This window comes from Chroococcidiopsis cubana SAG 39.79, from assembly GCF_003991895.1.
Classification (GTDB): domain Bacteria; phylum Cyanobacteriota; class Cyanobacteriia; order Cyanobacteriales; family Chroococcidiopsidaceae; genus Chroococcidiopsis; species Chroococcidiopsis thermalis.
This window is the reverse complement of sequence record NZ_RSCK01000005.1, coordinates 14,132-26,856: the sequence shown is the minus strand read 5'-3', so window position 1 is coordinate 26,856 and position 12,725 is coordinate 14,132. Positions and strand designations below refer to the sequence as shown.

Sequence of the window (12,725 nt, the reverse complement as noted above, 5' to 3'; positions counted from 1 at the left end):
ATACGCTTGATAGCTAGATCTAGATAGGCTTATGATTGTAGTATTTGTAGCAGTTAAAACAATTTTTACTTAACCCGAACGAAATATTTTTACTCAGTAAAGCGATCGCATGAAATCCAAAAAGACATTATTCCCCATCGGTGTAGCATTCACCAGTCTGATTGGAGTATTGTATGCGACAGCATCAGTTATTTTGTTCAAGAATCTGCACCAAGCAGAAGAACGGCATACTCGCCAAGCAGTAGAAGGAGTTTTAAGTGCTTTTACTCAATCCAAAAAAGATTTGAGCATTCATATTGATGATTGGGCAAGCTGGAACGATACTTATAATTTTGTCCTAGATCGGAACCAAGATTATATCGACTCTAATCTCTACCCAGCAGGATTGCTAGCACTCAAACTCAATTTAGTTCTCTACGTTCAGCCTTCAGGCAAAATAGTTTACGGAACTGGTTTTGACTTAAACGCTCAGAAATACAAGTCAATTTCTCCAGCATTGAAACCTCATCTAGTGCCACAATCTCCACTGGTGCGCCACAAGACTATAGAAAGTGGCACAGTAGGTATTGTCAATCTACCAGAAGGATTAATTTTAGTCGGAGCGCAACCAATTTTGTCTAGTGAAGATAAAGGACCGATTCGCGGTTCGCTCATTTTTGGGCGTTATCTCAATGCTGGAACGATCGCCACTTTATCCAAGTCTACCCGCCTGCCGCTTTCCGTACGTGCAATCGATCGCGCCGATCTGCCTACTGATTTTCAGGCAATGCGAAATTTATTATCACCAACTAACAAAATTCTCGTACGTCCGATCGACAAAAATACAATTGCTGGTTACGCTTTGCTACCAGATATTTACGGTAAACCTGCGGCAATTTTGCGCGTTGCTATTGCCAGGGAAATATATCATCAAGGTCGGACAAGTTGGTATTATTTAACAATTTTACTAGCGATCGTTGCAATAATTTTTGCAACAATTATTTTTCAACTTATAGAAAAATTAGTAGCCTCCGAGCGTAAATGGCAAGAAAGTGAAGAATACCGTCATTTAGTTGCCAAGGCTTCTCAAAGTATCTTTTTAGTCAATGCCAGTACCAAACAAATTATTGAAGCCAATGCTACATTTGAAAATTTCCTCGGCTATCATTCCGGTCAACTACTCCAGTTGACACTATTCGATTTAGTTGCTGAAAATCAAGCAGTGGTAGAGCGCTTTATCTTAGCATTGCAGGTAGAGCGTTACTTTACAGGCGAACAACAATATCGCCGTCAGGATGGAATACTAGTCGATGTTGAAATTAACGCGAACTTAATTACTCGCAACGGCAAAGATGTTTTTTGTATCATCGTCCACGACATTACTAAGCGCAAACAAATAGAGCAACAATTACAACACGAAGCCTTTCACGATTCCCTCACGGGTCTAGCAAATCGCGCCCTATTTATGATGCGGTTGGAGCAAGCACTGAGGTTGCAACAACAGCAAGCAGACTATAGTTTTGCAGTTTTGTTTTTAGACCTCGATCGCTTCAAGGCAATCAATGATAGTTTAGGACATATGCTTGGCGATCGGTTGTTGATTGGGATCGCTCAAAGACTAAGAGCGCAGATCCGCACGGGAGATACTCTGGCTCGTCTAGGCGGCGATGAGTTTGCAATGGTGCTAGAGAATTGTAGCGATCCCACTGAGATGATCAAACGGATACAACTGGCACTTAAGTTACCTTTTCGGTTAGATGGTAATGAGATTTTTGCCACCACAAGCATTGGCGCGATCGCCAATACCAGAGAATATCGCCAACCAGAAGATTTATTGCGCGATGCCGATACTGCTATGTACCGCGCCAAAGCTGGCGGGAAAGCACGGTATGAAGTTTTCGATACCTCCATGCGCGATCGCGTCGTAGCACTATTTCAATTAGAAACTGACTTGCGACGGGCAATTGACAACCAGGAATTGCATTTACACTATCAACCGATAGTTTCGCTAGTCAACCAAAAAATTGTTGGTTTTGAAGCACTCGTACGTTGGCAGCATCCCCAAAGGGGTGCAATCTCTCCAGCAGAATTTATTCCAATTGCCGAAGAGACAGGGTTAATTGTGCCGATTGGCTGGTGGGTATTGCAGCAAGCTTGCCAGCAAATGCAACTTTGGCAAGCACAATTTGCCTTGAACGTGCCGTTCAAAATGAGTGTCAACTTTTCTGCACCGCAGTTTACTCAACCGCAAGTAGGAAAACAGATTATTCAAATATTACAAGCCACTGGACTCGATGCTAAGAGTTTGCAACTAGAACTGACTGAAAGCGTACTGATGGAACACCCTGAAGCGATCGCGGCTTTGATGGAAGAACTCAACGCTTTGGGAGTCTCCCTAGCCCTAGATGACTTCGGCACGGGTTATTCTTCCTTAAGTTACTTACAAAGGTTTCCGATAAATATCCTCAAGCTAGACCGTTCCTTCGTTTGCCGAATTGGTAAATGCTATCAAAGTTGGGAGATCGTTCGCGCTACAATCATGCTTGCCCGCGCCCTAGACATGGAAGTCGTGGCTGAAGGAATAGAAACTTTAGAACAGCTTGCCCGTCTGCGAGGACTCAAATGTAAATTTGGGCAAGGATATTATTTCTCTCAACCTGTAGATAGTACCGCAGCTGGAGAATTACTCGCCCAGCAGTTTGATAGGCTAGTCGAAGTTGTAAGTCGTAAGTAGAGAATTAACTGGTCATTGGTCACTGGTCACTGGTTACTGCTCGCGATCTCCCTTTACCTTTGCAAGCACTTTGGTACGCTAAGCAAGGAGATTGGGAACGAGCGCACGTACCGATCCAAAATGAAGCTGACGCTGATAGTGCTTGGGTTCACGCTCATTTACACCGTCAAGAAGGTGACTTGAGTAATGCTCGTTATTGGTATAAGCGCAGCGGGCGATCGCCCGCTCATATCGATCTCGATCGCGAGTGGGAAGAAATCACCAAAAGCTTGTTGACAAAAGTAGCAAATGATGGATTGCTAAACCAATAGTAAATCACCCCAAAGCACTACTCAATCTCATCAATTAAGCCAATCTGAAGTAACTTCTCAAATCGAAAAAATTAACAACTCAATCCAAACTTTACTCATTTCACACAGTTTATTAATTTTATAAACTAACAGACATATGCTTGATAGCCACTAGGTTGTCTTGTTGAATTTGCTCTCTGAATAATGGGCATCTGCCTACTAATAGAGTGCGGCTTTAAAGTATTATGAGATCGATATTTTGCCAAATTTATTTGCTAAGTTCTTGCAACAAAAAGTTTAAGTGTAGAAGCAAGTTTTGAAGGTTGCTCTTTTTCAAGAAGACAGCGCGAAAAATCTAAGAGAATCGTTTTGCAAATCATTTAACTTACATAGCGAATATTGCACTTTGATGTATCGATCGCATCAATTTTGTCGCGAGTTCATTCTCAGTAAAAACTAATGATTGATGCGGTATTTTTTTGGTCTTTAAGAAGCGAATGTTTTGAATGAATTGATGATATCCATTCGCAAATTGATTGAAGACGAACATTTTTTTAAGTAGGGCTTTAATTAGTCTGCTTGATGTTCGAGCGAATTGAGCAATTGGTGTAAACAGTCGGAGGTTTTTTGATGGCAACTTCAGATAATCAAACCACATCGCAACCGGAAACTAGCTCTAACAACTTTACAGGTAATAGTAACTGGGCATTTCAAGACGGTCAGTTACAATCCAGTGAAGGCAACACCTTAGATGAAAGTAGTAACCTCTCTGGTGGTAGTAGCGATCCCTTTTCTGGTGGAGATACGGAATCAGATAATAATAATCCTTTTGCTGGTGGCAATGCTGAAAACAACCCCCAAGCTAGCAATCTCCCCGATAATTTGCCGTTTGGCGATACTCTTCCCTCCTTACCAGAAATTGAAACCGACCAACCCGTACCCTTTGACAGTGACAACTTTATCTTAGATGTCAATAATTTAGAGTCCGATTCAGATTCTACTGGTAACACTGGTAGCGGCAATGGGAACTGGAACCTTGGAAGTAACAACACAACCGATGGTAATGGTAACTGGAATTTCAGCAGTGACAGTCAAACCAATGGTAATGGCAACTGGAATTATGCCGATGGCAATACAAGTACTGGTAACGGGAACTGGAATTTTGGTACTGATAACCAAACCAACGGTAACGGCAACTGGCAATTAGGTGAGAGCAATACCGTTCTTGGCAATGCCAATATGCCCGAAGGCAGCAATAACAACATTCTCGGTAGTGGTAACACTGCCGATGTTAGTAACAGCACTCTTCTAGGAAATCGTCTTGAGATCGGCAGTGATGGCAGCGCGATCGGTAATGAAGACTGGGCTTTCCCTCTTAGTAGTGACAGCGAACCGATTTCACTTGGTAGCAGCCAACCCAGCCAAGAGATCGGCTTTGATATTAGCACGGGCGTGAGCAGTTTATTTGGTTCTGGGGGCGCGACTCAAGAAACCATAGATACTGCTACGAACCTTCCAGATTATAACAACCCAAACTATACGTTCGAGGGCTTGGGCTAAAGCTTTGCCGTAGAACATTTTCAGAACATCTTCGGCAAACAACTTCAGGCTTGGCAATGCGATCGCGCTTAGGTTGTGTTGCCAATTTGTCCAAAAATCAGGAGATAAATCATGGAGTTTGAACTCCCACAATTTGCCCAGGATACTATTAATGAATTTCGCTCGTCTGCTAGTACGGGGTTTGCAGAAGCACTGAACGAAATTCTTGCAAATGCGAATACAACAGAAGGAAATTCACCCGAACTTCCAGATGATGTTGCAGCAAGCATTGACGCACAAGGAGACCTGATTGGAACTGGGGTACAGGATGTTTTTGCTAATTTAAGCAATGACTCCCTAACTAACGTCAATGAAGGTAACAGCGATAGCAATTTTCAATTCAATTTTGAACCCGCAACTGACGGTTTATTTGGTGGTCAACTCAGTCTTATAGTCAACGGAGAAACAGAGCCATTATTCACCTTTGATATTGGTGGAGCTGCACCTGTCACTGGTGATAGCAGTTCCTTGTCCGGTAATTATCAAGACTTTTTTGCTAGTCTCGCTGGTGGAGAAAATCCCTTTGCCAGTGCTTCGATCTAGTTAAAAGACCTAGTCTAGTAGGGCATTACCCACCCTAATACTTTTCGTCGGTGATGCCAAGAAAGCGCTTGGAGATCCCCCTTAACCCCCCTTATAAAGGGGGGAACAATAGCAAGGTGGGCATCGCCCCCTTTACTTACTTGGTAGGAACAATAGCAAGGTGGGCATCGCCCACTTTACTTACTTGGTAGGAACAATAGCAAGGTGGGCATCGCCCACTTTACATACTTGGTAGCGTGAAATAAAAACGACTTCCTTCACCTAACACGCTCTCTGCCCAAATTCGTCCACCATGCTGCTGTATAATGCTACGGCAGATTGCTAACCCGAGTCCCGTGCCACCTTTTTTTCGGGAATCGGAGGCATCAACTTGATGAAAACGCTCGAAGATACTTTCAATCTTATCCTCTGGGATACCACGCCCCCGATCTTTAACGGTGAAGAGAATATTTGTTGATAGGGAAGCTGAGGCAGAATTTAACTCTGAATTCAAAACTCCGAACTCCGAATTCTCACCACCTTCGATCGCTTCAACACTTAACTCAACTGTGGAGCCTTCTGGAGAAAATTTAATTGCATTCCCGAGGAGATTAGTTAAGACTTGAATAATGCGATCGCCATCGACGTTGAGTTGAATATCTTGGGAATAAACAGATAGATTAACTTTGGCACGATTTGCCATCACCTGCATCAAATCCGTTGCTTTTTCTAATAAATCAGCCGCGTTGCACGATCGCTGCAATAAACTAATTTTTCCCGATTCCAAGCGTTCCAACTCCAGAATATCGTTCACCAGTCGCACCAAGCGATCGGCTCCCTCAGAAGCTATATCAATCACGCGCCGTCCGCGATCGCTATGAGCGTCAATTAGACCGCTAGATAATAAATTTAGCGCCCCGTGAATTGAGGTTAAAGGCGTGCGGAGTTCGTGACTGACAACAGAAACAAACTCATCTTTCATGCGTTCGATCGCGTAACGTTCCGTAATATCTTCCCCAATACTGAGAGTCGCGATCGCCTCACCTTGTAAATCGCGCAAGATCGTGTTATTCCAAGCAATTAACCGTTCTTGCCCAGATTTAGTCAAAATCGAATTTTGATAGTAGTTGTGCAAGCCTTGTTGCTGTAATTGCAGAAAATGCTCCTGCACGCGCTGACGCTGATGAGGTGGTAAGAACACTTCATACCAATTCTTGCCCAAAACCTCCTCTGAGGTATATTCTACCAATTCAAGAAAGAATGGATTGACATACTCGACAATTCCTTGGCGATCGAGTCCTACCACGACTAATCGGACATTCTCTAACAAACTCCGCCAACGTCTTTCTGCTTCTCGCAACGAGGCTTCAATTTGCAAGCGCTGAGTAATATCGCGGGCGATGGTAGATAGTAGCTTCACCTTTCCCTGCGAGGATTTGTGGGCGATCAATAGTTGTGAAACTGGAATTTCGCGTCCATCGTGACTCAGAATTGCTGTTTCACCTACCCAAACGCCATCCTGAATTGCCGTGGGAATTGCTTCGCGGTGCAAGAGGTCGTAAGCCCAAGCAGGATGGAGATTGCTCAGATGCAAGTTCGTGAGATCGCGATCGCGATCGCAACCAAAAACTTTACAAGCAGAGCTATTTAAATAATTTACTCGTTCGTCTAGATCGGCAGTAGCGACAAAATCTAAAGTTGCTTCGAGGATAGCAATCAACTTTGCCCGTTCTTCTTCTGCATGTTTGCGCTCGGTAATATCTTCGACAATACCTTCATAGTAAAGCGGCTTACCGTCGTCATCTCTGACAATTCTTGCCTGTTCTGCAATCCAAATCGCCTTACCATCTCGACGATAGACTTGAGACTCAAACCCCGCTACGGTGTCGTGCTGTTGTAATAGGCGAATGAACTCAGTCCGGCGGTTGGGATTGACGTAAAGCTGTTGCCCCAAGTCAGAGATATGCGCCATCAGTTCGGCGGGAGAGGAATAACCGTAAATCTTTGCCAGCATGGGATTTGCCGTCAAATATCGCCCATCTGGTGTTGTTTGAAAAATTCCTTCGATCGCATTTTCAAAAATACTACGATACTTAGTTTCAGCTTGACGTAGAGCCTCTTCTGCACGCTGGCGTTCGGCAAGTTCTCGCTGTAGTTGTAAATTTAAGAGGTAATAGACTAATAAAAATCCGATCGCGCTGAAACCGAAACTAACTAGAGACACGGCGATCGCATTGTCAGCCCGTTTTTTAGCTTCCCGCGCCGTCTGCTGCAACAATTGTTGTTGGGCAACGATCTCTGGTGCAGTTGCTGGTGTAGTCGATACTGCTACTTCCATTTGCAGATTGACTTGGCGATCGACTGTTACCCTCCACTCTGTTAAGGAGTAGAAAGAAACCCAGCCTAAACACAATAGAGTTAGCAAATATAACAGCGCTAAACTCAATCGACTGGTAATTCCATTTGTCATTTGTTAGCTATCAGTTATCATTTGTCATTTGTACTTCAGATCGCGCACCACGCACTACTCGCTTTTCATTAATTGTGCATTCTGGAGCTGTAACATTTGGTGACGAATTTTACTACGCTCTAAGCGATTTAGTACTCTGGCAACGAGTTCGGGTCCGATAACTGGCTTATTTACGTAATCGTCAGCACCAATCGTAAAAACTCGATGAATTGTCTCAGCATCAGTACGAGCGGATAGAAATATAATTGGCAGTTCGCTCCACTGGGGATCGTTGCGTACCACTTGGCAGAGGTCGATACCGCTCAATTGTGGCATCTCTATGTCTAAAATTAGCAGATCGGGGCGAAAGTTTGCCAAATAATGCCAAAATTGCTGAGGATCTGTAAGCAAGGTCAGTCTGAATCCCCAAGGTTCTAGTAATACCTGCAATCTTTCCAGTAACTGCGGATCGTCATCCACAAGCATTAACTTTGCTTCTGGAGTTGTGGATGCTTGCAAAACTTGCGCGATCGCCGCGATCGCTTGAGCTGGTGGTACTGGCTTTTGCAAAAAACTCCGCGCCCCTAACCGAGCTGCTTCCACGCGATCGGCAAAACTCTGTGGCGCAGTCAGGACAATCGTAGGTATCGGTGGCTGTGCGTTTGCTAGAGTTGACAAAAACTGCAAACCATGCACCCGATTTTGGCAAAAGTAGAGGTCGAGCAGTACTGCATCAGGTTTAGTATAGGCGATTGCCGAGCGTGCCTGAGACAAATCCCCTGCCACAACTACCTCCATTCCCGCCGCTGTAGCTTCTGTTGTTACAGCTTGCGCGATCTCGGGATCGCTGTCTACAACTAGTAATTTGGTAGTTGGTAGTTGGTAGTTGGTAGTTGGTGGGGAAAATTGAGTTTTGACTTCTGACTTGTGACTTTTGACTTCTTCTACAGCGTTCAAATTTTGCCGTAATGCGGCGACAAGTGTTGAAAGATGCTCTATACGCTCTTGAGTGAATTGGGTTTCATCAGATAATTCTCGTTCAATTTGGCGACATAATTGAGAAGCGGCAATTAAACCAAAACTACCAAGAGAGCCGATTAAAGTATGAGCTTCTTTCGCTGCTTGGGATTGTAGTTGAGGATCGAGACACTCTTGCTTGACAGATGCGATCGCCTGTTCTATCACTTCAATCCGATTGATATATTTTTCTCGATGTCGTTCCCATAAAGGGATTAATTCTGTTGGAATTTGGGATTGGGTAATTGGTAATTGGTAATTGGTAGTTGGTAGTTGGTAGTTGGTAGTTGCTTCCTTGTCCCCCTTGTCTCCCTTGTCTCCCTTGTCCCCCTTGTCTCCCTTGTCCCCCTTGTCTCCCTTGTCTCCCTTGTCCCCCTTGTCTCCCTTGTCCCCCTTGTCTCCCTTGTCCCCCTTGTCTCCCTTGTCTCCCTTGTCCCTCCCCGACTCCCCTGTACAGGTGGGTTTTGAGCAAAGATCTATTGATGTAAGCCGTGAATCTTTTGATAAACCCGCCCCTACGACTCCCGACTCCCGTTCTTCCGCCTTCAACCGATATCCCAATCCATAAACTGTCTCAATCGGGTCTGGCGCTCCGGCTTTTTTAATTTTCTGTCTTAAACTTTTGATATGCGCTCTAACAGTATTTTCCGTAGGGGGTTCGTCAAACGACCACACGCGATCGAGTAGCGCACTTTGGCTAAAGATGCGATGGGTGTTACGTAGTAGTAATTCTAAAATGCCGTACTCTTTTGCCGTCAGATGCAAGAGTTTACCGTCATAGGTGACTTCGCAGCTACTAGGATCGAGCCGTAAGAAACCCCACTCTAGCACCGGAGATGGTGTGGCACTGCTACGCCGTAATAAAGCACGAATGCGAGCTAATAGTTCCTCTATGTCAAACGGTTTGAGCGCGTAGTCATCCGCACCAGCATCTAATCCCCTAACTTTGTCAGTACTGGAATCTTGAGCTGTCAGTAACAAAACCGGAGTGCGATCGCCTTTTGCCCGTAGCTTTTTACAAAAATTAATTCCATCTAGCTTAGGCAGCATCACATCCAATAAAATCAGATCGTACTCGAAACTGTCTACCAGTTCCCATCCTGCTTGACCATCAGTCGCTAGCTCCACCAAATAACGTTGGCTGGCAAGCGTTGGCTGGAGCAGTTGAACTATAGTTTCATCATCTTCTACAAGCAGAATTTTCATGATGCGGGAGTCGGGAGTCGGGAGTCGGGGAAGGGGGACAAGGGAGACAAGGGGGAACTCGCTCTTCCCCACGACCGAAGGGAGTGGGGATTAGGGGACAAGGGAGACAAGGGAGACAAGGGGGACAAGGGAGACAAGGGGGACAAGGGGGACAAGGAAGCAGGGGAGCTTCAGGTGCAGGGGAACTTCAGGTGCAACTACCAACTACCACTCTTCACTGATAACTGACAACTGACAACAGTATTTCCGCCAGCATAAAGGAAGATTCGATCTCACTTGGTAGATTTGGTGACAGTTCTGAGGGTTTGCGGCGATGGATAATTTTTTACCTATTCACAAAATTTTCACTTATACACTATATATTTCAAAATCGTTACAGTTTGTTTATTATTACTGGGTAATTGGTAATGGGTAATTGGTAATGGCTCTTTCAGCTTCCATGCTCTCCGGTTCCCTCGATTCTCTATCCCGATCCCTCACTTCCATCTATGGTAATTCTCACGCCGAACTCAAGTTATAGTCTGACTTTACGCTTGCAAATTCCCAATCGAGCCGGAATGCTGGCAGCTGTGACTCAAGCGATCGCCAACAGTGGTGGTAATTTGGGTCAAATCGATTTAATCGCTCAAACTCGCCAACTCACGACTCGCGATGTGACTGTTGATGCTTCTAGTACAGAACATGCCGAAACGATCGTCCAGGCAGTGAAAGAATTGGCAGATGTCAAGTTGATGAGCGTTTACGATCGCACTTTTAATTTGCATCGTGGTGGCAAAATTACTGTAACTAGCAGAATTCCGCTCAAAAGTCAAGACGATCTGGCAATGGCGTATACGCCTGGAGTCGGTCGAGTCTGTACGGCGATCGCTCAAGATCCAGAACAAGTTTATAATCTCACGATCAAACAAAATACTGTAGCGATCGTCACGGATGGCAGTGCGGTTTTAGGGTTAGGTAATCTTGGAGCAGCCGGAGCATTACCAGTCATGGAAGGCAAAGCCATGCTATTTAAAGAATTTGCCGGAATTGATGCCTTTCCGATCTGTTTAGCGACTCAAGATACAGAAGAGATTATTGCTACAGTCAAAAATATTGCCCCTGTATTTGGGGGAGTCAATTTAGAAGATATTGCGGCTCCACGCTGCTTTGAGATTGAAAAGCGCCTGCGCCAAGAATTAGATATTCCCGTATTTCACGACGATCAAAACGGTACGGCAATTGTCACGCTGGCGGCTTTATTCAACGCGCTCAAAATTGTCAACAAACCCATCGAGCAAATTCGGATTGTCATCAACGGTGCGGGAGCCGCTGGAGTCGCGATCGCCCGCTTACTGCAAAAAGCTGGTGCAACGAATATACTCATGTGTGACTCTAAAGGCATTCTCTCTACCAATCGAACAGACTTGAATCAGGAAAAGCAAGAATTTGCCGTTAGTCAAGCTGGAACTCTTACCGATGCTATGATAAGCAGCGATGTTTTCATTGGCGTGAGCGCCCCTGGTGTAGTCACTCCTGAAATGGTGCGATCGATGGCAAAAGACCCAATCGTGATGGCGATGGCAAATCCCATCCCTGAAATTCAACCGGAACTGGTGATGAATGATGTCGCAATTATGGCAACAGGGCGCAGCGACTATCCAAATCAAATTAATAATGTCTTAGCTTTTCCTGGCGTATTTCGCGGTGCTTTAGACAGTCGTGCCAGCACAATTACAACCACGATGTGTTTAGAAGCAGCCAGCGCGATCGCTTCTTTAATTAAACCCAGCGATTTGCACTCAGAGTATATCATCCCGTCCGTGTTTGACGATCGCGTAGCCACAGCCGTTGCAGCTGCCGTCCAAAGAGCCGCCCGCGAAGAAGGGATTGCGAAACAGTAACTAGATATTAGTGACTAGTGACTGGTGACTAGATAAAAATTCTAGCCACCAGCCACCAGCCACCAGCCACTCACCAACTACCAATTACCAATTACCATTCGAGAATGACATCCACCGTATCTCCAACTAAAGAGGCATCATCACAAACAGATAGCAGTCAAATTTGTTTCTGTATTGCTACAGGCACCGCTTTACGCCAACCGCAGCAATCGCAAGACGATTTACTCCAGTTACAAACATTATTCGAGCAAGCAGCATTTTGGGCGCAAGGACGCAGCTTAGAAGATCTGAGCATAGCAATTGCCAATAGCGAACCAGTCGTGAGTGTTTGGGATGAAGAACGGCTGATTGGTTTTGCCAGAGCGACTTCTGATGGAATTTATCGCGCTACGATTTGGGATGTGGCGATTCATCCCGATTATCAAGGACGGGGACTAGGGCGAAAACTAGTGCAAACAGTTTTGAGTCATCCCCGCATGAGTCGAGTCGAACGAGTTTATTTAATGACTACGCATCAGCAACGGTTCTACGAACGAATTGGATTTGAATGCAACAGCAGTACCACAATGGTATTGAAAGATCGGCTTTTCATGAGTTCTTTGGAACAAAATTTTTCGGCGTGAAACTCGGTTCACAAAATCTTCACTCATTTAGCTTATCTTCACTGTTAATCAAACAAAAACCAATAGCAGCTCCCAAGGATTGACTTTTAACTTTTACCTTTTGACTTTTAAAAAGACGTTTTTTAAAGGATGTGAATTATGAATCGCTTCACCTATCAGGTAAATGTTAATACAATGACTGCTCTACTTGTAGATGAACTCAATACGATTCAGGATAGGGAAAATGCTTTAGAGATTGAAGCAAAAAATCTGCAAATCGAGCAATTAAAAATTGACCGAGCCAAACAAGCAGTCAAAGCCGATCGCGATCGCTTACAAGTTCAACGCTGGGAAATTTTGTCTAGATTGCAAGAATTCAGCAACGAACTTTCACTTCGCTAATTATTAATTCTCTTACCACTCACCACTCACTACTCACTCATAGCG

10 protein-coding genes are annotated in these 12,725 nt (G+C 44.6%); 8 read left to right on the top strand and 2 right to left on the bottom strand.

The genetic code is table 11. The features are described 5' to 3' along the window. The first annotated feature begins 109 nt into the window (after nt 1-109). The 4 genes from DSM107010_RS04820 to DSM107010_RS04805 all read left to right on the top strand — a co-directional run bounded on the left by DSM107010_RS04820 (nt 110) and on the right by DSM107010_RS04805 (nt 5,145). Entirely contained in the window at nt 110-2,713 is a 2,604-nt protein-coding gene (locus DSM107010_RS04820) for a bifunctional diguanylate cyclase/phosphodiesterase (protein ID WP_127022482.1), read from the top strand. A 59-nt stretch (nt 2,714-2,772) separates the two neighbouring features. Continuing rightward, nucleotides 2,773-3,024: a hypothetical protein gene (locus DSM107010_RS04815; RefSeq protein WP_199755405.1), complete on the top strand. Its 252-nt coding sequence runs from the start codon at nt 2,773-2,775 to the stop codon at nt 3,022-3,024. A gap of 609 nt (nt 3,025-3,633) precedes the next feature. Next, on the top strand, nt 3,634-4,563 hold the full coding sequence (locus tag DSM107010_RS04810) for a hypothetical protein (protein WP_015154709.1): 930 nt from the start codon (nt 3,634-3,636) through the stop codon (nt 4,561-4,563). A 111-nt stretch (nt 4,564-4,674) separates the two neighbouring features. Then, complete coding sequence (locus tag DSM107010_RS04805) at nt 4,675-5,145, top strand: hypothetical protein (protein WP_106169823.1); 471 nt, start codon at nt 4,675-4,677, stop codon at nt 5,143-5,145. Between the two features lie 220 nt (nt 5,146-5,365). Here DSM107010_RS04805 and DSM107010_RS04800 read toward each other — a convergent pair whose 3' ends face one another. Both DSM107010_RS04800 and DSM107010_RS04795 read right to left on the bottom strand, forming a co-directional pair. After that, the gene (locus tag DSM107010_RS04800) at nt 5,366-7,594 is read right to left on the bottom strand and encodes a PAS domain-containing sensor histidine kinase (protein ID WP_127022479.1); all 2,229 of its coding nucleotides are present in this window, start codon (nt 7,592-7,594) and stop codon (nt 5,366-5,368) included. A gap of 54 nt (nt 7,595-7,648) precedes the next feature. Beyond that, nucleotides 7,649-9,796, bottom strand: coding sequence for a response regulator (locus DSM107010_RS04795; protein ID WP_127022477.1), 2,148 nt, complete (start codon nt 9,794-9,796; stop codon nt 7,649-7,651). Between DSM107010_RS04795 and DSM107010_RS04790 the strand changes: the two genes are divergently transcribed. The 4 genes from DSM107010_RS04790 to DSM107010_RS04775 all read left to right on the top strand — a co-directional run bounded on the left by DSM107010_RS04790 (nt 9,755) and on the right by DSM107010_RS04775 (nt 12,680). Beyond that, entirely contained in the window at nt 9,755-10,024 is a 270-nt protein-coding gene (locus DSM107010_RS04790; protein WP_127022472.1) for a hypothetical protein, read from the top strand. The two genes, DSM107010_RS04795 and DSM107010_RS04790, sit on opposite strands and share 42 nt — an antisense overlap. A 260-nt stretch (nt 10,025-10,284) precedes the next feature. Next, complete coding sequence (locus DSM107010_RS04785) at nt 10,285-11,676, top strand: malic enzyme-like NAD(P)-binding protein (protein WP_106171663.1); 1,392 nt, start codon at nt 10,285-10,287, stop codon at nt 11,674-11,676. Nucleotides 11,677-11,780: 104 nt separating this feature from the next. Next, nucleotides 11,781-12,299, top strand: coding sequence for a GNAT family N-acetyltransferase (locus DSM107010_RS04780; protein WP_199755404.1), 519 nt, complete (start codon nt 11,781-11,783; stop codon nt 12,297-12,299). Between the two features lie 138 nt (nt 12,300-12,437). Further along, complete coding sequence (locus DSM107010_RS04775) at nt 12,438-12,680, top strand: hypothetical protein (protein ID WP_015154716.1); 243 nt, start codon at nt 12,438-12,440, stop codon at nt 12,678-12,680. The last annotated feature ends 45 nt before the right edge of the window (nt 12,681-12,725 follow it).